19 protein-coding genes and 1 pseudogene are annotated in these 20,709 nt (G+C 70.9%); 12 read left to right on the top strand and 8 right to left on the bottom strand.

Annotated features, from left to right (window positions below; all coding sequences use genetic code 11):
- Nucleotides 1-153: 153 nt before the first annotated feature.
- The 4 genes and pseudogenes from LX16_RS10290 to LX16_RS10305 all read right to left on the bottom strand — a co-directional run.
- A pseudogene (locus LX16_RS10290) lies at nucleotides 154-783 on the bottom strand (response regulator); the annotation flags it as partial.
- The gene (locus LX16_RS10295) at nucleotides 780-1,997 is read right to left on the bottom strand and encodes a sensor histidine kinase (protein ID WP_147136631.1); all 1,218 of its coding nucleotides are present in this window, start codon (nucleotides 1,995-1,997) and stop codon (nucleotides 780-782) included. The pseudogene LX16_RS10290 and the gene LX16_RS10295, both read right to left, overlap by 4 nt.
- Nucleotides 1,994-2,791 carry a hypothetical protein gene (locus LX16_RS10300; RefSeq protein ID WP_147136634.1) on the bottom strand — a complete coding sequence of 266 codons (798 nt, stop codon included), beginning with the start codon at nucleotides 2,789-2,791 and terminating at the stop codon, nucleotides 1,994-1,996. The genes LX16_RS10295 and LX16_RS10300 overlap by 4 nt, the downstream gene beginning before the upstream one ends.
- A 132-nt stretch (nucleotides 2,792-2,923) precedes the next feature.
- Entirely contained in the window at nucleotides 2,924-3,898 is a 975-nt protein-coding gene (locus LX16_RS10305; RefSeq protein ID WP_211354380.1) for an ArsR/SmtB family transcription factor, read from the bottom strand.
- 75 nt (nucleotides 3,899-3,973) lie between these two features.
- Here LX16_RS10305 and LX16_RS10310 point away from each other — a divergent pair, with 75 nt between their 5' ends.
- Entirely contained in the window at nucleotides 3,974-5,236 is a 1,263-nt protein-coding gene (locus LX16_RS10310) for an MFS transporter (protein WP_211354381.1), read from the top strand.
- A gap of 27 nt (nucleotides 5,237-5,263) precedes the next feature.
- Here LX16_RS10310 and LX16_RS10315 read toward each other — a convergent pair whose 3' ends face one another.
- Complete coding sequence (locus tag LX16_RS10315) at nucleotides 5,264-6,664, bottom strand: serine/threonine-protein kinase (RefSeq protein WP_147136637.1); 1,401 nt, start codon at nucleotides 6,662-6,664, stop codon at nucleotides 5,264-5,266.
- A gap of 202 nt (nucleotides 6,665-6,866) precedes the next feature.
- On the opposite strand from LX16_RS10315, the gene LX16_RS10320 reads away from it, so the two are divergent.
- Nucleotides 6,867-7,082 (top strand): FmdB family zinc ribbon protein, encoded by a 216-nt coding sequence (locus tag LX16_RS10320; protein WP_147136638.1) that lies wholly within the window; start codon nucleotides 6,867-6,869, stop codon nucleotides 7,080-7,082.
- Nucleotides 7,083-7,085: 3 nt separating this feature from the next.
- Here the strand turns inward: LX16_RS10320 and LX16_RS10325 are convergent, their stop codons facing one another.
- Nucleotides 7,086-7,979, bottom strand: a complete 894-nt coding sequence (locus LX16_RS10325) for a DMT family transporter (RefSeq protein WP_147136641.1) — start codon at nucleotides 7,977-7,979, stop codon at nucleotides 7,086-7,088.
- Between the two features lie 262 nt (nucleotides 7,980-8,241).
- Here LX16_RS10325 and LX16_RS10330 point away from each other — a divergent pair, with 262 nt between their 5' ends.
- From LX16_RS10330 to LX16_RS10355, 6 genes are all read left to right on the top strand, one after another.
- Nucleotides 8,242-9,027 (top strand): GNAT family N-acetyltransferase, encoded by a 786-nt coding sequence (locus tag LX16_RS10330; RefSeq protein WP_158645550.1) that lies wholly within the window; start codon nucleotides 8,242-8,244, stop codon nucleotides 9,025-9,027.
- Nucleotides 9,028-9,175: 148 nt separating this feature from the next.
- Nucleotides 9,176-9,922, top strand: coding sequence for a sporulation protein (locus LX16_RS10335; protein ID WP_158645551.1), 747 nt, complete (start codon nucleotides 9,176-9,178; stop codon nucleotides 9,920-9,922).
- An 87-nt stretch (nucleotides 9,923-10,009) separates the two neighbouring features.
- Nucleotides 10,010-10,783: a sporulation protein gene (locus LX16_RS10340; RefSeq protein WP_147136651.1), complete on the top strand. Its 774-nt coding sequence runs from the start codon at nucleotides 10,010-10,012 to the stop codon at nucleotides 10,781-10,783.
- Between the two features lie 108 nt (nucleotides 10,784-10,891).
- Complete coding sequence (locus LX16_RS10345) at nucleotides 10,892-11,665, top strand: sporulation protein (RefSeq protein ID WP_147136654.1); 774 nt, start codon at nucleotides 10,892-10,894, stop codon at nucleotides 11,663-11,665.
- 116 nt (nucleotides 11,666-11,781) lie between these two features.
- The gene (locus tag LX16_RS10350) at nucleotides 11,782-12,585 is read left to right on the top strand and encodes a spermidine synthase (RefSeq protein WP_147136658.1); all 804 of its coding nucleotides are present in this window, start codon (nucleotides 11,782-11,784) and stop codon (nucleotides 12,583-12,585) included.
- Between the two features lie 147 nt (nucleotides 12,586-12,732).
- A complete protein-coding gene (locus tag LX16_RS10355) occupies nucleotides 12,733-13,683 on the top strand; it encodes a pirin family protein (RefSeq protein WP_147136662.1) in 951 nt (316 codons plus the stop codon).
- A 40-nt stretch (nucleotides 13,684-13,723) separates the two neighbouring features.
- On the opposite strand, the gene LX16_RS10360 is transcribed toward LX16_RS10355, so the two are convergent.
- Nucleotides 13,724-14,275 carry a DinB family protein gene (locus tag LX16_RS10360; protein ID WP_147136666.1) on the bottom strand — a complete coding sequence of 184 codons (552 nt, stop codon included), beginning with the start codon at nucleotides 14,273-14,275 and terminating at the stop codon, nucleotides 13,724-13,726.
- A 344-nt stretch (nucleotides 14,276-14,619) separates the two neighbouring features.
- Here LX16_RS10360 and LX16_RS10365 point away from each other — a divergent pair, with 344 nt between their 5' ends.
- The 3 genes from LX16_RS10365 (at nucleotide 14,620) to LX16_RS10375 (ending at nucleotide 18,170) form a co-directional block, all read left to right on the top strand.
- On the top strand, nucleotides 14,620-16,038 hold the full coding sequence (locus LX16_RS10365) for a basic amino acid/polyamine antiporter (protein ID WP_147136669.1): 1,419 nt from the start codon (nucleotides 14,620-14,622) through the stop codon (nucleotides 16,036-16,038).
- A 21-nt stretch (nucleotides 16,039-16,059) separates the two neighbouring features.
- Nucleotides 16,060-17,316 (top strand): arginine deiminase, encoded by a 1,257-nt coding sequence (locus LX16_RS10370; protein WP_147136672.1) that lies wholly within the window; start codon nucleotides 16,060-16,062, stop codon nucleotides 17,314-17,316.
- A gap of 185 nt (nucleotides 17,317-17,501) precedes the next feature.
- Complete coding sequence (locus tag LX16_RS10375) at nucleotides 17,502-18,170, top strand: DUF6624 domain-containing protein (protein ID WP_211354382.1); 669 nt, start codon at nucleotides 17,502-17,504, stop codon at nucleotides 18,168-18,170.
- 192 nt (nucleotides 18,171-18,362) lie between these two features.
- Here LX16_RS10375 and polX read toward each other — a convergent pair whose 3' ends face one another.
- Nucleotides 18,363-20,051: a DNA polymerase/3'-5' exonuclease PolX gene (gene polX / locus LX16_RS10380; protein ID WP_147136675.1), complete on the bottom strand. Its 1,689-nt coding sequence runs from the start codon at nucleotides 20,049-20,051 to the stop codon at nucleotides 18,363-18,365.
- Nucleotides 20,052-20,158: 107 nt separating this feature from the next.
- Between polX and LX16_RS10385 the strand changes: the two genes are divergently transcribed.
- Nucleotides 20,159-20,698, top strand: a complete 540-nt coding sequence (locus LX16_RS10385; RefSeq protein ID WP_147136678.1) for a TetR/AcrR family transcriptional regulator — start codon at nucleotides 20,159-20,161, stop codon at nucleotides 20,696-20,698.
- The last annotated feature ends 11 nt before the right edge of the window (nucleotides 20,699-20,709 follow it).

Here is a 20,709-nt window from a genome sequence, read left to right on the forward strand (position 1 = left end):
GCTTCAGGGGAAACACCGTCTACTGCCCACGGTCGGCCCGTCTCCGCCCCGGGGGTGGGCCGCTCCTACCGGGGGACGACGCGACCTCGTCCCGAGGTCGCAAACCGGGTGGCCGGGCAGACGCCGACAATTCGGAAGCGCTAAGTCCACCGGCACGAATCCGGACTCGAAGGCGCGGATCACCGCCTGGGTCCGGTCACGGACCGACAGCTTCGCCAACACCGCCGCCACGTGCGTCTTCACGGTCTCGGTGCCGAGATAGAGGTCGGCCGCGATCTCCGCGTTGGACAGTCCGGCGGCCATCAGTCGCAACACCTCGGACTCCCGTTCGGTCAGACCTGCCGACCGCAGGCCGTCACCGCGACCGCGGTGCGCCGCCGCGAGTCTCCGCACCGCCTCCGGGTAAAGCAGGGCGTCACCACCTGCCACCAGGCGCATCGCCGCGATGAGGTCGGCCGGACGGGTGCGCTTCAGGAGGAAACCGGCCGCTCCCGCCCGCAACGCCTCGTAGACGTAGTCGTCGTTGTCGAAGGTGGTGACCACGATGATCCTCGGGGCCGGACGGACGTCCCGGAGGATCTGCCTGGTCGCCTCGATGCCGTCGACGCGGGGCATCCTGACGTCCATCAACACGAGGTCCGGACGGAGGCGGCGTGCCTCGGCCACGGCGGCGACCCCGTCGTCGGCCTGCCCGACGACCTCGAAGTCGGCTTCCGCGCCGACGATCACCGCCATCCCGGAACGGATCAGCTCCTCGTCGTCCGCCAACAGCACCGTCGTCACGGCGCCGACCTTAGCGGGAGCGCGGCGGAGACCCGCCAGCGACCGTCGCGCGGGCCACCGTGGACCTCGCCGCCCAGGATGGCGGCGCGTTCGGTGAGTCCCGCCAGGCCGAATCCACCGCCGCCGCCGGCCCTGGTCATCCCGGCGGCCCCGATCGGGTTCACCACCTCGATGCGCAGCCACCCCTCGGTCTCGGTGATCGTGACCGTCGCACTGCCGTCGCCGTAGCGGAGCGCGTTGGTCACGCTCTCCTGCACGATGCGGTACGCCTCCCTGGACAGGTGCACCGGCAGTTCCGGCATCGGATCGGGGATCCGGGTGGTGAGCCGCAGTCCCGATTCGGCCAGCAACCTGGGCAGGGCCGACAGGCCGGGTCCGGCGTGGTGGGTGGTCTCGTCGCGCAGCACCTCCAACACCTGGTCGAGTTCGGCGACGGCGTCCCGGGCGGTCTCGGCCACGATGCGCAACGCCCGACGGGTGAACTCGGGATCGGTGTCGAACACGCGGTCGGCGGCCTCCGCCTGCACCGTCACCACCGACAGCGCGTGGCCCACCGAGTCGTGGAGTTCCCGGGCGATGCGGTTACGTTCGGCGAGTCGTCGTTCCCTGGCACGGCTCGCCGCCAGCCGGTCGGCGGCACTGGGGCCGAGCATCCGTTCCGCGGCCCGGCGGAGCACGGTGCCCGTCCCGGCGACCACGTACACCAGGCCGGCAGCCGCCACCGGAGCGATGATCGGTCCCCACCACGCCTGCCATTCCAGACCGGCGAGGACGCCGGAGGCGAGTCCGCGGTCGGGCAGAACCGGCAACAACGCGACCAGTGCCAGGAACGGCACCAGGGCCAGGGTCACACCACTGAGGACGCCGCCCACCCCCAGGTGGATCAGCAGCCATCCCGCCTGCCGGGAGCGGTCGGCCCAACCGGTGGCGCGGCCGGTCTCGGTGAGCCCGGTCGCACCCAGCAGCGTGCGGGCGAGGAACGCCGATGCCGGCCGGATCGGCAACAGCGCCCCGGCCAGCGCCACCACCGGAAGGCACGCCAGGAACAGCACCGGGTCCACCACCGACATCACCGCGGTCGGGGTGGGGCCGCCCCAGATCGCGATCCGGACGACCTCCGCACCGAGCATGAACGGCATGACCAGGCCGCCGCCCACGATGAGCCACAGCCATCCCCGGTAGGTGGCGGCGCTGGTCAACGGGCGCAGGATCACGCCGCGATCCTCGCACGACGTTCCCGCCCGCAGGAACGGCACGTCCCGGCCGTCGCCTGGTGGTAGTCGACGGTGACGAGCAGCAGGCCGGCGGCCCACACGGTGAAGCAGGTGTACACGAACCAGCCGACCCAGGTGGCCAGTCCGGTCTCCACCGGATCGAACAGGTGCGTCACGTTGACGGCGGTTCCGAAGACCGACACCGGGATGAGCATCGCCAGACCGAACAGCGACGGCGCCAGCAGCATCCAGCGCGGCAGCCGCCACCGGTGGGTCATCGCGACGGCCAGGCCCACGCCGATGGCGGCCATGACGGCGGTGTCGGCGAACCCGGGCGAGGTGAGGGTGACGCCGTCGAACACGTCCGGATCGGCCAGGCCGATGCCGCCGCCGAACGCCCAGTGCAGTTTCAGGGCCGCGTAGCCGCCCGCCGGGATCACCGTCAGGTACGCCGCGATCCGTGCCGCCCGGCTCAGGTCGCGGCGGGGTGCCTCGGCGCGGCCGCAGCGGGCACAGGCGCCCCGGGAGGTCCGCTGGTATCGCACCGTGCGCAACGCGAGGTAGCCGGCGACCGCCACTGCGGCCACCCGGCCCAGCATGCCGAGCCAGTCCGGTGCGAACGGCAGTACGTCGGTGCCGCCGAACAGTTCGACCACCGACAGGATCACGAGCATCAGGTCCATGGCGATCGCCCCCGCCCAGGTCGCGTACCCGACGAGCAGGGCGACGCCGAGCCAGCCCGCGGTGAGGACCAGTCGCCGGTGGGACGGTCGCGAATCGATGTGTGTCGTCATGTCTCCACGATCGTGGAGACGGGGGCGGACGCCCTCGCCTGCGCAGGTGATCCGGCTCCCCCACGCGGGGGAACGGTGGTGTGCACCGACCCGATCGCGGTGCGGGCCGTAGCGACAACGTCGGGAACCGGCTCAGGCGGCCGCCAGAAGCGCCTCGGCGGCGTCGGTACGGGTGTACAGGACGAATCGCCCGTCGCGGTGCCGGCTCACGAGACCGGCGGCGTGCAGCAACCCCAGGTGTTGCGACACCGCACCGTTGGAGAGGTCGCACTGCAACGCCAGGTCTCCGGTGGACCGTGGATGGACCAGGGCGGCGAGGATGGCCGCGCGGGACCGGCCGATGACCTCGGCGAGGGCCGCCGGCACCACCGGTGGCGGCGCCGTCGACCACAGTAGTCCCAGACCGCGCGCCGGATACCGGACGGTCGGCTGCCAGGGGCGGTTCACCACCGAGAACACCCCGTCGCCGACGAACACCGACGGCACCAACAACAGACCGCGACCCTCCAACGCGATCCGCCGGCGGAACGTGCTTCGGATCGTCAGTCTGCCGTCGTTCCACGACACCTTGTCCGAGAGTCCGGCGAACAGACGCACGGCGCCCCCCTCGGCCAGGCGGCGCGCCCGGTAGGTGACGTCCGCGTCGCACACCGTACGGATCCGCGGCCAGTGCGGCGCCAGCGCGACATCCCAGTACCGGCGGACGGCGTCGACGAGATCGGGCAACACGCGAGCCGGGTCGTCGCGCAACGCCTTCAACCGGTGGGTGGGTTCGCCCGGCAGCATGTCGACGCCGTCACGTATCCGTTCGGGGTCCATCGCGGCGAGCCCCGCCAGTTCCATGCCGATGTCTGGTCCGGTGACGGCCGGCGGCGGCGCCAGAAACGCCGGGAGCACTCTGCCCGGCACGGGCACGAGGTCCGACAGCAGGCCCAGATCCAGGTCGGCGGCCCGCAGCCTCGGCACGGTGTGGGACACCCACCAGGCGTGATCGGGGTGCGATCGGGGTTCCTTGAGGACCCGGAGACTGCCCACCACCTCCCACAGCGGAGACCTGGCCAGCCGGGTCACGGCCACGTCGTCGGCCGACATTTCGAGTTCGATCACTTCGGCTCCCGTCCGTCGGATTCGGCCCAGGCTAAATCCCGGGCGGGCCGAGGCTCCACCACGGACGTTGTGACGGTGACTACGACTCTTCCCCACGACGGCACCGCGACCCGGCGCCCACTGTTCCGGCAACCGGAGTTCCGCCGGCTCTTCATGTCGGCGGCGCTCGCCAGATTCGGCAGCCACGTCGGCCATCTCGCACTCCCACTGGTGGCCGTGGTGACGCTTGACGCATCACCGTGGCAGGTGGGCCTGCTGGGCGGCCTGGGAACCGCGGCCTTCCTGGTGGTGGGCCTCCCGGCCGGTGCCTGGGTGGACCGTATGCGGCGTCGCCCGTTGATGATCACCGCCGATCTGGTCCGTGCCGCGCTGATCGTGTCGATCCCGATCGCGTGGTGGTTCGACGCGCTGTCGATGCCGCACCTCTACGCGGTGGCGCTGGCCGCGGGAGTCGCTACGGTGTTCTTCGACGTCGCCGCCCAGAGCCTCCTGCCCCGGCTGGTCACGCGTCCCGACCTGACCTCGGCGAACTCCGCGCTGGTGTCGCTCGACTCGGTCGCGAACATCACGGGACGGGGTCTGGGCGGCCACCTGGTGCAGTGGCTCACCGCCCCCGTCGCCCTGTTGACCGAGGCGGTCGGCCTCCTGTGGTCGGCCGCGTGTCTGGCGAGACTCCGCACCCACGAGCCCACTCCGGAGCCCGCGACGGAACGGACACGGCTGCGCCGCGACGTCGGAGAGGGAGTGCGTCACGTGTTCGGGCATCCCCGGTTGCGTCCGCTGGCCGTCGGCGGGGTGCTCGTCAACCTGTTCATGACCATGCTGTTGACCATCGCCCCGGTCCTCCTCGTCGCCGAACGGGGGCTGTCGGCGTCGGTTCTGGGCGGATTCCTGGGCCTCGGCGGCGCCGCCGGCCTCGCAGGGGCCGCCCTGGCACGGCGGATCTCGGCCCGGCTCGGTTCCAGCCGGGCGATCTGGCTGGTCGGTGCGCTGGCGGCCCCGGGGGCGCTCTGCCTACCGCTGCTGGCGGTCCCGGACCGGTGGTGGCTGGCGACACCGGGTTGGCTGCTGTTCGCCATGGCGATCGGCGTCGACAACGTACTGAAGATCTCCTACCGGCAGGCCGCCACTCCCGACCGGCTGGCCGGGCGGATGAACGCGACCTTCCGGTTCCTGTTCACCGGCGTCGTGACGGTCGGGGCGGTCTCGGCCGGAGCCGTGGGCGAACTGTACGGCGCCACCACGGTGCTGTGGATAGCGGCGGCGGGCCTGGCGACCAGCTGGCTGGCCGTGTACTTCTCCCCGTTCCGGAAGAGCCGGGACCTACCGGTCGAGTAGGCGCCGTGAACCGGCGGGAATCGGCCGTCAGGCCAGGTCGAGGCCCTGGCCGCCGGGAGGGTTTCCCGGGTCGTCTCCCCCGTCGTCACCACCGTCATCACTCGTGGACGGTTCGGGCTCAGAAGGTGACGTCGTGTCGGTCGGTTCCTCGGTACTGGTCTCGTCCTCCGACGGTTCGGGAGACGACGGTGACCCGTCGGGCGACGGCGACTCCGATCCGCTCGGCGACTCCCACTGGCCGCCGTCTTCCCAGCCGCCGTCGTCCACGGAGCTCTCCTCCGCGTCGTCCTCGGGTTCCCTGGTCTGCACGGTGGTGCGGTCCCGGTCGTCGCCGGGTTCGGTGACCGCCGGGGTCTCCCACGGTCGCCACGCGGCGGCCGTGCCCACCGCGGCCAGGATCGCCACCGCCACGAGCACCGCGACGAGCTGGGAACGCCGCCTGCGGTCCGGCCGTCCGGTCGCGGCCTCGGAGGCCGGTGCGGCCTCGACGTCGGTCACCACCGGTTGCGACTGTGTGTCACCGGGTGCGGGGACCCGGACGATCGCACCGGTCGCGGTGTCGGTCACCGAGTCCATCGGCTCCGTCGAGTCGCCCTGCGGGAGTCCCGCGGCGAGGTGGCGGCACCGTTCGGCGAGGGCGGCACCGCTCTCCCAGCGGTCGGCCGGTGACTTCGCCAGGCACTTCATGACCAGTTCGGCCACCGGCGCGGGCACGTCCTCGGGCAACGGCGGGGGTTCCTGGTGGAGTTGCGCGTGGATGACGGCGGCGGGGACGTCCCCGGTGAACGGCTTGCGCCCGGCCAGGCACTCGTACGCGACGACTCCCAGCGAGTAGATGTCGGAGGCGCCGCCGAGTTCCTCGTCGTAGAGCTGTTCGGGCGACACGTAGGCGACGGTCCCCATGACCTGCCCGGTCGCGGTGAGGCCGGATTCGCCGTGGGCGCGGGCGATGCCGAAGTCGACGACCTTGATGTTGCCGTCGTCGAGGACGAGTATGTTGCCGGGCTTGACGTCCCGGTGGATGACACCGGCCTGGTGGGCCGCGTCGAGCGCCTGGGCGCACCTGCCGATGATCGCCATCGTGTCACCGGCGGGGAGCCTGCCCCGTTCGGCCAGCATCACCGACAACGCCCTGCCCGGCACGAACTCCATCACGAGGTAGGAGATGACGGTGTTGTCGTCGGGGTGGTCCTCCCCGTAGTCGTACAGGTCGACGATGCCGGGGGCGCGGAGCGCGGCCGCGGCCCTCGCCTCGGCGCCGAACCGTTCCCGGAACGCCTTCGTCGTCGACAGCGACGCGTGCAGGATCTTGACGGCCACCTGGCGGTTGAGCCTGGTGTCGGTGCCGCGCCAGACCTCACCCATCGCTCCGCCGTCGACGCGTTCGTCGAGACGGTAGCGCCGTCCGAGAATGTCTCCAACCTGCACGTTCAGCTCTTTCGGGTAGACCGGTCGTCAAATATGCCACGTCCGTCCGACGGCGCGAACCTCACGCCCCGGGACAGACCGGACAGCGGCGGAGGTGTATGGCGGCCCGTCACACCGCTGCGATACCCACAATCGGTGTCGTCCACTCGTCGTCGGGTCACGGCCCCCACCACGCGCGGGCGGTCCGCCCTATCCTGGTGGCATGCCTCGCTACGAATACCGGTGCCGCACCTGCGCACAGACCTTCGAACTGTCCCGCCCCATGGCCGAGTCCGGGGATCCGGCCCCCTGCCCATCCGGCCACGAGGACTCGGTGAAACTGCTGTCGACCGTGGCTCTGGCGGGTGCGCCGGTGTCGGTGTCCGGCGGCGGCGAGGGCGGTGGCGGCTGCTGTGGTGGCGGCTGCTGCGGCGGCTGACCGTCACGCCGCCGAACGCACCTCCGCCGGCTCGGCCACGGGCACCTCGACCACGTCGCCGTCGGTGTGCCCGTGGTCGGGCGCGTTGCGTCCCAGCGCGATCGTGCCGGCGATGAGCAGGACCGCGCAGCCGACCGCGGGCGCGATGAGCGCCGGGTCCTGCGGCAACGGCTCTCCCAGCAGTCCCGCCCCTGCCAGCACCGACGCCACCGGATCGGCGACCTGCGCGGCGGCGTAGGCGATTCCGAAGTAACCCACCGCGTAGGACTTCTGGAGCAACACGGTGGCCACGATCAGCATCGTGGGCACCACCAGGGTGAACCAGTGCACGAGGTTCGCCAGGTCGGTCTGCATTCCGGCGCCCACCAGGCGCACGAAGGTCGAGACGGTCCCGGTGGCGACACCGGCGCCGACGGCGAACACCAGCGCCTTCATCGGTCCGGAACAACGACGACCGAGGAGCTGGCTGACCACCACGACCGTCAACACTGCGGCCAGGAACATCACGGCCGCGCCGTCGGGCAGGACCGGGTTGTCGGCGTCGTGGATCGGGATCATCAGCATCAGCCCAGCCAGGCCGATCGACACCGCGACCGAACCGAGCAGTTCGGCCTTGCGCGGTCGCCGGCCGTGGAGTTTGGCCGCCAACGGCACGGCGTACACCAGCGTGGTCATGCTGATGGGTTGGATGATCGTCAACGGCGCCATGCTCAGCGCGACCGCGTGCAGGCAGGCACCGGTGAAGCTGATGGCCCCGCCTATCCACCAGCGCGGTTGCCGCATGAGCCGGCGGTTCGCCCCGAGTTTCACGGCGTCGAGTTGCTGGATCGCGGCGCCCAGGGCGTAGCCGAACGCGCCCGCGAAGGCGATGAGGACCCCCCACCATTCCTGAGTCATCGACGGATACCGCCACTCACAGCCGGTACGGTCATTCGACGATCGCCCTCTCCATGTCGCCCGCCACTGCGCCGCGATCCTGTCACACCCCTCCATTCCGGGGCGGAGCCGCGTCCGCACACCACCCGCGGTGATCCGACGGCGACTCGACCGGTGGGCTTATCCCGTTGCGATCGCGGGGGTGGGACTTCGAGAATAGGAGGTCATGACCACCTCGACATCGACGATTCGGCGGCTGGGCCCCGACGATCACGCCTCGTGCGTGGCACTTTCACTCGATCGCGGCTGGAGCCCCGAGTCCCGCAAGTGGCGGTTCCTGCTGGAGCACGGCACCGGTCACGGCGTCGTCGACGACTCCGGCCGCCTGATCGCCGCGGTGACGGTGACCGGCGGGGAGGGCCGCGCGGCCGTGGGGATGATGCTGGTGGCTCGGGACCACGCCCGTCGCGGCATCGGGGAACGGCTGATGCGGCACGTGCTCTCCGTCTCACACGGGTCGCTGGTGACGCTCTATGCCACGGCGGCGGGACGGCGTCTGTACCGGCGACTCGGATTCGAGGACGTGTCACCGGTGACCACGCATGTCGGCCGGTTCGTCTCCGGTGCCACGCCGCCGGGCCGGGTCCGGCCCGCCACCCCGGAGGACCTCGACGCGATCGCCGCGGTGGACCGGGCCGCCCACGGGAGTGACCGCCGAGCACTGCTGTCGGCGTTCGCCGGCCTGGCCGACCGGACGCTGGTCGTGACGGGGCCGGACGGCGGGGTGACCGGATTCGCGGCACGCTGGCGCAACGACGGCACGATGATGATCGGCCCGGTGGTGGCCGCCGGCGACTCCGACGCGCTGGCACTCATCGGGCGTCTCGCCGAGGACTCCGACCTGCCGGTCCGGCTCGACCTGGAACACCGGCTCACGGCGGTGCGTGAGTGGGCCACGGCCCACGGCCTGGCGCCGGGTTTCGACACGACGCTGATGGCGCACGGCCGGAGCGACCTGCCGGGGTCGCGGGAGCACCGTTTCCAACCGATGTCGGTGGCGATCCACTGATCCGCCGGGTGCGTGGTCGGCGGGCCGGGCCGGTCGCTCCGCTTTGGTAGAAAGTGACGGGGAGACACCGCGTCGCCGCCGCATCCGACGCCGTCTCCTCCGGCACCGTGACCGGTGTCGTCCCTACCGCCGAGAGGACCCTTCGTTGGTGCTTCGCAAACTCAAGGCCGCCTTCGCCGCCGGTGTCGAAGTCGACACCGTTCTGACCGAGACCCACGTCACCCCCGGGGGCACCGTCCGGGGGGAGGTCCGTCTCACCGGCGGGCGGGAGGACCATCGCGTCCAGCACGTCACCCTCGACCTTCAGTCCGATGTGGACGGGGCAGACCCGGTGGACCTGGTGTGCCACCGCGCCGGCGAGGGCTTCGCCCTGCCCGCCGGCAGTCCACAACGGGTGGAGTTCGCGGTCCCGCTGCCGTGGGAGACCCCGGTCACCGGCATCGGCGGCCAGGCCCTGGAGGGCGTCCGGATCGGCGTGGTCACCGAACTCGCCCTCGAACACGCCTTCGACAAGGGAGACCTCGATCCGCTCAGTGTGGAACCACTGCCCAGCCAGCACGCCGCCCTCAAGGCGGTCGACACGCTGGGGTTCGTGTTCCACCGGGTACGCATGTCCCCGGGCGGCCTCACCGGGTCCGAGCTGCCGCTGCGGCAGCAGTTCGAGTACTGGACGGCCGGTGGCTTCCGGGAGGCGTTCCGGCTGCTGCGGCTGGGTTTCGTGACCGGACCGGCCCATCTGGACGTCCACCTGGAGGTGGACAAGCACGAGGACGGCAACAGCACCGGCGGGGCCGCGATCGGCCACGTCCGGATCGGTCACGAGGACACCGACGTCTGGGACCGGCTGCGGACCGAACTGCAACGCCTCGCCGACCGCCCGGGCATGTTCGGCTGATCGGGTGTCACCGCCGCGCGCACGACCACCGGTTGCCGGTTAACCTGGTGCCAAGCTCGTTACCACCCCTCCCGAAAGGATCCATCCGTGGTTCTTCGCATCCTCAAGGCCGCTCTGGGCGTCGGAGTCACGGTCGACAGTGTCCTCACCGAACGCACCGTCACTCCAGGGGGGACGCTCCAGGGCGAGGTGAAGTTCACCGGCGGCGACGTCGACCAGAAGGTCGAGGGCATCACCCTGGAGTTCACCGCGCTCGTCGAGCGCGACGACAAGGGGGAGACCGCCACCACCACCCACCACTTCCACCGCGCCCAGGTGTCGGGTCCGTTCCAACTGGCCAAGGGCACCGCCCATTCGGTGCAGTTCGAGGTCCCGGTGCCGTGGGAGACCCCGTTGAGTTCACTGGCCGGTCGGCCGCTGCCGGGCATGACCCTGGGTGTGTCGACGGAGTTGGCCCTCGACAAGGCGTTCGACAAGGGAGACCTCGACCCGTTGACCGTCGAGCCGTTGCCGGTGCAGGCGGCCGTGCTCGACGCCATGGAGTCGCTGGGATTCGTGTTCCAGACCGCCGACCTGGAGGACGGGACGATCGCCGGATCCCACATGCCGTTCTACCAGGAGATCGAGTACTGGCCGTCCGGTGAGTTCCGTGACTCGTTCAAGGAGCTGGAGCTGACGTTCGTCACGGGAAAGACCACGACGGACGTCGTGTTGCAGGCCGACGACCACGGAAGCCTGCTGAGCCCGGGCCACGACACCTACCAGCGGTTCACGGTCTCCAACGACGACGCCGGTGACATGGTGGAGGCCCTGCGGACGCAGTTGCAGCAGTTGGCCACCCGCCGCGGCGCGGCTGGCTGAGACCGGCACGGTCGGTCCCGAGTCGCGGCCCGACGGCCGATCCCCGCACTGGCGCACCCCGGTTACTGTGGCGGGACGCGAAGTCCCTCACGGAAAGGACCACGGGAAATGGTCTTTCGTAAGCTAAAGGCGGCGTTCGGCGCGGGGGTGTCGGTCGACACGGTGCTGGCCGCTCCGCACGTCACTCCGGGATCGATGTTGCAGGGTGAGGTCCGGTTCACCGGTGGTGGCGTGGACTACCGGGTACAGGGCATCACGATCGAGTTCAACGCGGTCGTCGAGGTGGAGAGCGGGGACAACGAGTACCGCACCACCTACGACTTCCTGCGCGCCGAGGTGGCGGGGCCGTTCTCCCTGGAGTGCGGTGCCGCCCACGCGGTCCCGTTCCAGATCCAGGTGCCCTGGGAGACGCCGTTGTCGTCGGTGGCCGGCCACCACCTCCCCGGCATGCGGCTCGGCGTCGCCACGGAACTGAAGCTGGAGGGTGCGCTCGACAAGGGCGACATGGATCCGCTGGTGGTGGAACCGCTGCCCGTGCACAACCAGGTGTTGTCCGCTCTGGACCGTCTCGGCTTCGTCTTCCACAAGGCCGACCTGGAGGCCGGCACGCTGCGTGGATCGCGGATGCCGTTCTACCAGGAGATCGAGTACTGGTCGGCCGGTGAGTTCCGTAACGCCTTCAAGGCGCTGGAACTGACCTTCGTGACCGACGAACGCTCCACCCACGTGATCCTGGAGGTGGACCGGCCGGGCGGTTTCCTGAGCGCCGGCGGCGACGCCTACGGAAGCATCCGCGTCGGCAACGACGACCGGAACGACCTGCTCCCGGCGCTGCGGGACCAACTGACCCAGCTCGCACGCCGTCGCGGCCTGTTCCGGTGAGGCACGCACCGCCCGGGTGCGAGCCCGGGCGGTGCCGCCCGACGTCCCGGCGCGGCCGGGCGGCGGGTTGAATGGGGGGCGGCGCACGAGGGCGCCCGGGAGGTTACGGGGGGACGATGACGGACCGGCACCAGCGGATGGACCTGACCGCCACGGTGGACTTCGGCACCGCCGAACTGGTCGCCGACCCCCGCCACCCGGGCGGGTGGACCCTGCTGGTGAACGACGTCGCACAATCCTATGTGGATCTGGAAGATCCCACCCGGCTGGAGATGATGTACGCCCGGCTTGTGGCCGGGGTCGTGGACGCCGTCCTCCCCGAGGGCCGCGCCGTCGACGTACTCCACCTGGGCGCCGGGGGCCTCACCCTGCCACGTCACCTGGCGGCGTCCCGGCCCGGCAGCCGCCAACTCGTGATCGAGGTCGATCGCGGTCTCGCCGAGTTCGTCCAGTACGGCCTGCCGGTCCCGCCCGATTCGGGGATCAGGCTACGGCTGGCCGACGCGGCCGACGCGATCCGCGAGCACGCCCCCGACAGCACGGACCTCGTCATCTCCGACGTGTACCGCGGCGGCGACATGCCCACGGCCGTGTCGGGCACCGGTTTCGCGCAGTACGCCCGGCGGGCACTGCGACCGGGCGGCCTCTTCGTGCTCAACGCACTCGACGCCGCGGGACTGCTGGCGACCAGGCGACACGCCGCCACGGTGACGGCGGTGTTCGACCACGTCGCGGTGGTCGCCACCCCGCAGATGCTGCGCGGCCGCCGCGACGGCAACACGCTCGTCGTCGCCGCCGACCGGCCCCTCCCCGAACACGCGATCGTGGCGGCCTCCGGCAGACACGGCGCCACGGCGCGGGTGCTGACCGGTGAGGCGCTGGCCCGGTTCATCGGCGGCACCTCGCCGTTGCAGGGCTGACCCGCCCGGCACCCGAGAGGGTCGGGCGGAGGAGGTCCACACGGTGTGACGGGTCTCTCGCGCCGGAATGGAACCGGGCCGCGGATCGCTTAGCCGACCACACCCCAGGTCGACCGATCGGGCCGGCCCGGCCCGTCAGGAGGAGCCATGCCAGCCGTAACCCCCACGGACCTGCTGGTCCTGCCCCGGATCACCGCCACCGGTGGAAGGTCCCGGACCGTCACCGCCGTGGTGGACTCCCACCGGACCCTTGAGGGCGCCGGATTCCCGGTGCGGCGACCGTTCCCGATACCCGGGATGACGCAGGCCGACCCGTTCCTGCTGTTGGACCACATGCTGGCCGCCTACGAACCCCACGAGGCCAAGGGCGCACCGTGGCATCCCCACCGGGGGTTCGAGACGGTGACCTACCTGATCGACGGAACGCTCGTCCACCACGACTCCAACGGCGGCGGAGGCGTCATCGGCGACGGCGACACCCAGTGGATGACGGCCGGTTCCGGCATCCTGCACGACGAACTCCCCAGTGAGGAACTCGTCGTCAAGGGTGGCCGGTTCGACGGCGTGCAACTGTGGGTGAACCTGCCCAAGGCCGCGAAGTGGACACCGCCGCGGTACCAGGACATCAAGGGCGAACGGCTCACCATGCTGTCCTCGGACGACGGCGGCGCGATCGTACGACTCATCGCCGGGCGGATCGGCGCCCACGAGGGGCCGGGTCTCACGCACACCCCGATCACGCTGGCGCACGCGTCACTGTCGCCGGGTGCCCGGTTGACCGTCCCGTGGAGCCGTGACTTCTCGGCCATGGCGTACGTCCTCTCCGGGGACGGCCGCGCCGGAGAGGACGACCGTCCGCTGGGAGACGCTCAACTCGCCGTCTTCGGCGCGGGCGACTCGCTGACGGTCACCGCCGGACGGGAACAGCACGGCCGCACCGGCCGGTTCGAGGTCCTGCTGCTGGGCGGCCTGCCGTTGCACGAACCCGTCGCGCGCTACGGCCCCTTCGTCATGAACACCAAGGCGGAGATCCTGCAGGCCGTCGAGGACTTCCAGGCCGGCCGTATGGGAACCGTCCCGGCGACGCACCTGGGCTGACCGGTCCACCGGGGCACGCACGTCGTGTCCCGGTGGCGGGTCACCGATCGTACGGCGGGTCCTCGCCGACCAGGCCGTCCACCGACTCGCGGATCAGGTCGGCGTGACCGGTGTGCCGGGCGTACTCCTCCACCACGTCGACGAGCAGGCGCCGCAGACTGACCGGGTACTCCGCCGGCCGCCGCGTCGACTGGTCGAGGCCGCCTTCCGCCAGGGCCGCCGCGGTCGCGGCCCTGGAACGTTCCACCGCGGACTCCCACAGCGAGTACAGCTCCTGCGGTGTATCCCGGGCGGCGGTGTGCCAGACCCGGTCGGGGTCATCGTCCGGGTCGGCGCCGTTGAGCGGTGGACCGGGATCCTCACCGCGCAACCGCCAGACGAAGTAGTCGGCCTCGACGACCGCCAGGTGTTTGAGCAGACCTCCCAGCGTCATCGAGGAGGCGCCGACCGTGGCGGAGAGCCCGGCGGCGTCGAGGCCGCCGCACTTCCAGGCGAACGTCGCCCGTTGCCGGTCCAGAGACCCGAGGAGGGTCTCGATCTCGTCGCCGTGGGTGGGAGGTTCCCGCAGGATCGGGTAGTCGGGTGTGGTCATGGTGGAGAGGCTACGGCCGACCCCGGACGTTTCGCATGCGGACGCGGACCGCCGCGACGTCCGGCACCGGCCCGACCGCCCGGGCGCGGTTCCCACCGGAGTCGTGTCGCGGCCCACGACCGGCCGCTTCGCACCACCGGCGGGGCCGGCGGTGCGCGTCCCGGCGCGTCGTTCGGCGGTCGCGATCCTCGAGGGACCGTCCACCGGGCTCCCGCGAACCGGCCGCCTCCACACCGGACCGTTGCTACAGTGCCGGATGGGAGTGCCGTGACCGGCCTGATCCACACCGGCCGGCCGCCGCGCGGACCCAGCGGACGAGACGACCGGACGCGAGCGGAGCACACATGACGCAGACCGACCGGACGAACCCTCCCACCGCCAAGCTCACCTTCGGGACCATGACCACGATGGTCATCGGCTCCATGGTCGGCGCCGGGGTGTTCTCACTCCCCTCACGCTTCGCCGAGGAGACCGGGGTCGCCGGAGCGCTCATCGCGTGGGTCGTCGCGGGCGGCGGCATGCTGATGCTGGCGTTCGTGTTCCAGTTCCTCGCCACCCGACGCCCCGACCTGGACGCCGGTGTCTACGCCTACGCGAAGGCCGGTTTCGGCGAATACCCGGGGTTCTTCTCCGCCTTCGGATACTGGGCCAGCGCCTGCGTGGGCAACGTGACGTACTGGGTCCTCATCATGTCGACGGCGGGGGCGCTGTTCCCCTTCCTGGGAGCCGGGGACACCCTCGTGGCGGTCCTGCTCTCCTCGGTGGGACTGTGGGCGTTCTTCCTGCTGATCCGGCGCGGCACCGAGCAGGCCGCCGCCGTCAACCGCGTCGTCACGGTCGCGAAACTGCTGCCGATCGGGGTGTTCGTGCTGCTCGCCCTGTTCCACCTGGACCCGGCCGTGCTGGCCGCGAACTTCGCCGGAGACGACTACGCGGGATCGTTGTTCGACCAGATCCGGGGCACGATGCTGGCGACCGTGTTCGTGTTCCTCGGCGTGGAGGGCGCCAGCGTCTACTCCCGGCACGCGCACCGCCGCCGCGACATCGGGCGTGCCACGGTGCTCGGCTTCCTCAGCGTGTTCGCGGTGTTCGCGTCGGTGACGATCGTCTCCTACGGCATCCTCCCCATGGAGGAGATCGCGCGGTTGCGGCAACCGTCCATGGCCGGTGTGCTGGAGTCCGCGGTCGGCACGTGGGGTTCGGTGTTCATCGGGGCGGGCCTGATCGTGTCCGTGCTGGGCGCGTACCTGGCGTGGACGCTCATGGCCGCGGAGGTGCTGTTCGTGGCGGCGAAGGACCGCGACATGCCCCGGTTCCTGGCGCGGTCGCGCGGCGACGACGTGCCGGTGCCCGCGCTCGTCCTGACGACCGTGCTGACGCAGGTGGTCCTCGTCGTCACGCTGTTCTCCCAGGACGCCTTCAACTTCGCCCTCGAACTGACCAGCGCGCTGACGTTGATCCCGTTCCTGCTGGCGGCCGCGTTCGCGGTCAAGGCGGCCACCGGACCGGGCGCGGCCCGGACGCACACGGTCGTCGCGGTACTCGCGACCGGTTACACCCTGTTCCTGCTGTTCGCCGCGGGGCTGAAGTACCTCCTGGTGTCGTTCATCGTGTACGCCCCCGCGTCGATCCTGTTCGTGATGGCCCGCCGGGAACAGGGAAGGCGACTGTTCTCCCCCGGTGAGGCGGTCATCCTGGGGGTGTCGGTACTCGGCGCGGTCACCGGTGTGGTCGCGTTGGCGACGGGATGGATCCGGATCTGACGGCGACGACGGGAGAACCACATGACCGCGCAGGCGGCGACCCGGCCTCACGGGGTGTACTCGGAGGTCGGTGTACTTCGGAAGGTCCTGGTGTGCGAACCGGGCCTGGCACATCGCAGACTCACCCCGACCAACTCGGACGAGTTGCTGTTCGACGACGTCATGTGGGTCGATCAGGCGCGACGCGACCACGCCGGCTTCGTCGCCGAACTGCGTGGCCGGGGCGTGGAGGTCGTCGAACTCCACGAACTGCTGGCCCGGACCCTCGCCGTTCCCGGTTGCGTGGACTGGCTCCTCGAACGGAAGATCACCGTCGACGAGGTGGGCGCGGGCCTGGTCGACGACACCCGCGCCTTCCTCGGCTCTCTCGAACCGGCGGAGCTGGCGCGGTACCTGATCGGCGGGTTGGCGACCTCCGACCTGCCCGAGGAGTTCCGCTCCGAGTTCGTCGCCCTGGCCAGGGAGTCCACCGGGGCACGCGAATACCTCATGCCTCCGCTTCCCAACACCCTCTACACCCGCGACACCACGTGCTGGTTGTACGGCGGTGTCACACTGAATCCGTTGTACTGGCCCGCCCGGCATGACGAGACCCTGCTGATGAAGGCCGTCTACCGGTTCCACCCGGACTTCACCGGCGCCACCGTCTGGTGGGGCGATCCCGAACGGCACTGGGGCCGCGCCACGTTCGAGGGCGGTGACGTGATGCCGGTGGGTGGAGGGGTCGTGCTGATGGGCATGAGCGAACGCACCTCCCGGCAGGCGATCACCCAGGTGGCGGCGGCACTGTTCCGCGCAGGGGCGGCCGAACGGGTCGTGGTGGCGGGAATGCCGAGACTGCGGGCGGCGATGCACCTGGACACCGTGTTCACCTTCGTCGACCTCGACACCGTGACGGTGTATCCACGCATCGTGGACGGAGTGCACGCGTTCTCGCTGTACCCGGAGGACGGTCCCACCGGGCTGCGGGTGGTGGACGAGGGACAGGGCGCCTTCCTCCCCACCGTCGCCGCCGCCCTGGGCCTGCCGGAACTGCGGGTCATCGAGACCGGCGGCGACGTCTACGCCTCGGAGCGGCAGCAGTGGGACAGCGGCAACAACGCCGTGGCCGTCCGGCCCGGCGTGGTGTTCACCTACGACAGGAACACCCAGACCAACGCCCTGTTGCGGCAGGCGGGGATCGAGGTGATCACGATCGCCGGTGGCGAACTCGGCCGGGGACGCGGCGGAGGGCACTGCATGACGTGTCCCCTGATCCGGGATCCGGTGACGTACTGACCGGCGGCCTCTTCGGTGCCGTGCCCGTGAGGCCCGCTTTTTGCCGGCCGCCGCCCGGCTTCGGCGCGGTCGCACCGTCCCCGTCGCGCCGACGGCATTGCTAACGTCTTAAGGGACCGTCTGCAATCATCACCCTGCCGCCGGTACGCCGCCTCGCCGCCGTGCCCCTCCCCCGGGTTGACCGCATGGACCTTCACATCCGTCCCCGTCCCGCCCGCGGCCGCCGTCTCGTGCCGCTCCTGGCCGGGATCGCCCTGTCGATCGCGCTGACCGGCTGCGGCGGCTCCGACGACACGGCCGGTGAGGACCCCGCGCCACCGCGGATCCCACCGTCCTGCCCGGAGGACGACGGCACCGGCACCGTCACCGAACCGGCGCTGCGAGGCGAACTGCTCGCCATGCAGACCGCCGACCAGGAGGAGTTGACCTCCGCGACGGGCGCCGACGGTTCCCGGGAACGCACCGCGCGTCTCGGCGAGATCATCGACGAGTACGGCTGGCCCGTCGTGGACATGGTGGGCGCCGACGGCGCGAGTGCGGCCTGGCTCGTAGCCCAGCACGCCGACCTCGACCCGGACTTCCAGAAGCGGGCGCTGGACCTGATGTGGCAGCACGTCGAGGACTGCCAGGTCGACCCCACCGAACTGGCCTACCTGCACGACCGGGTCGCGGTCGCCGACGACCGGCCGCAGCGTTTCGGCACCCAGTTGCGGTGCGGCGAGGACGGTGCGGTCCCGGCGACGCCACTCGAGGACGAATCCGCCGTGGACGGGTTCCGTGCGGCGGTGGGCCTGGCGCCGCTGGCGGAGTACAAGGCGGAGTTCGAGGCCGGGTGCACCGACACCCCGCAGTGAGGCGGGACGGCACCGCCCCGGTGGCTCCCCGGATGCGGCGAAGTAGGACAATCAGAACGAATGGCCGGTGCGTGCCCACCCTCGCATCGGCCATTCCCGTGAGAACCACTCGCGCGCACCGGGACCGCACCACTCCACGATGGACCGAAGTCACGTGCGCGCACCGGAACCACCGGCCCGCGTGACCGTGGCTCAGCCCTTCAGGAAACGGCGGAGCCTGGTCAACGACCAGGTGTTGACGACGTCGTCGGGAGTCAGCCAGGCGCGCTGCGCGATGCCGATGCCGAACCGCTGGTGGTCGAGGTGCGGTATCGCGTGGGAGTCGCTGTCGATCGAGAACTTCACCCCGTGGTGCCTGGCGAGCCGGACGAGGTCGGCGGGCAGGTCGGAGCGATCGGGGTAGGAGTCGATCTCCATCACCGTGCCGGTGCGTGCCGCCGCCTTGAACACCGCCTCCCAGTCGGCGTCCACCGGCCCCCGCCTGCCGATCTTGCGGGTCGTCGGATGCCCGATGACGTCGACTCCGGGATTCTCGCAGGCGGCGATGAACCGGGCGGTCATCTCCGCCTTCGACTGCTGGAAGTGGGAGTGGACCGACGCGACCCGTACGTCGAACTCGGCCAGGATCTCCTCCGGCCAGTCCACCGAACCGTCCGGGCCGATGTTGAGTTCGGTGCCGTGCAACAGGTGCATCTTCGGGTGGGACGCCTGCAGCGCGCGCAGTGCCTCGCGCTGCGCACGTGCCTTGTCCAGGGTCATGCGCTGCATCGCCAGATCGGGGGCGTGATCGGTCACGGCGTAGTAGGAGTACCCGCGCCGGGCCGCCGCGGCGACCATGTCCTCGAGCGAGGCGATGCCGTCGGTCAGGTCGGTGTGGGTGTGCAGGTCTCCCTTGAGGTCGGAGATCTCCACGAGTGTCGGCAGTTCACCCCGCAACGCGGCGGCGACCTCACCGTGTCCCTCCCGCATCGGCGGCGGCACGTACTGCATGCCGAGCGCGGTGTAGATCTCCGCCTCGTCCGCCGCGGCCAGCACGGTGTCACCGTCGAACAGGCCGTACTCGGACAGCTTCCACCCCTTCTTGACCGCCATCTCCCGCACCGCGACGTTGTGCTCCTTGGACCCGGTGAAGTACTGCATCGCGGCGCCCCAGGACTCGGCGGGAACCACACGCAGGTCCACCTGCAGTCCGGCGGAGGTGCGGACCGACGTCTTCTTACGGCCCGAGGCGATGACCTCGGACACGTAGGGTTGCTCCTTGAACCGGTCCATGATCTCCGGTGAGGCCACCGCGAGCACGTCCACGTCGCCGACGAGGTCCTTCATCCGGCGCAGCGAACCGGCGTAGTCGATGCGTTCGGCGTACTCCGACAGCGACTCCACGACCCGTTCGGCGACCTCCATGGCGACACCGATGTGGACCTTGCCCTGCGCGGCCTCCAACTGTGCGATGCCGCGCAGCAGGTTGTCGAGGGTCTTCGGTCCCATGCCCTTGACGCCCTTGAGCCTGCCGCCCTCGATGGCCTCGGCCAGGGCGGCGGGCGAGTCGATCTGGAACCGATCGAACAACATCATCGCCGTCTTCGGTCCCAGGGTCGGCACCCTCGTGAGCCGCCGCACGCCGTCGGGCACCTTGGAGCGCAGGTCGTCCAACTGGCGGAAGCTGCCCCGTTCCAGGTACTCGGTGACCTTCTTGGCGATGGCGTCCCCCACTCCCGGCACCTGCCTGACGTCGGCGGAACCGATGTCGCGCGGGTATCCGGCGATCGCCTTGGCCGCCTTCTGATAGCTGCGGACCCGGAACGCGTCCCCGCCGGTGAGGGCGAAGAGTTCGGCGTACTCCTGGAGGGCGGCTGCCGCCTCGTCGTTTGTCCGTGGCATGCCGCCAGCTTAGGACGAGGGTGCGACGGTGAGACCGGTTTGCACCGGGCAGGCGGCGGTGTCCGCACCGTCGGGCGACTGTACCGGCCAGCCGGTACAGTAATCACATGACCGACACCAGGACCCGCCTACTGGACGCCGCGACCGACGTCCTGCTGCACGACGGCGCACAGTCCCTCACGTTGGAGGCGGTGGCCGCTCGCGCCGGCGTCTCCAAGGGCGGACTGTTCTATCACTTCCCCACCAAACAGGCACTCGCCGAGGCGATGGTCGACCGCTTCGTCGCGGAGTTCACGACCGCACTGACCGAGGCGGGCGACCGCCCGGGCGCGGCCACCCGCGCCTACCTGCGCGCCTGCGTCTCGGAGACCCACCCCGGCCCCGGTACCGGACGCGCCGCGGCGGCCCTGTTCGCCGCCGCCCTCGTCGAGCCGGCGGCCCTGGAACCGTTGCGGCGCTGCTACGACCGTTGGCAACACCGACTCGAAGACGACGGCATCGATCCGGCCGTGGCCACCACCGTGCGGCTCGCCGCCGACGGTTGGTGGCTCGCCCGGCTCGCGGGCCTGGCCGCCCCATCCCCGGGGCGGCACGAAGAGGTGTTCGCCCAACTGTCGGCACTCGTCGACGAGGCCGCCGAGGCATGACCCCGCCACGC

The sequence above is a fragment of the Stackebrandtia albiflava genome (genome assembly GCF_007994225.1).
In the GTDB taxonomy this organism is placed as follows: Bacteria; Actinomycetota; Actinomycetes; order Mycobacteriales; family Micromonosporaceae; genus Stackebrandtia; species Stackebrandtia albiflava.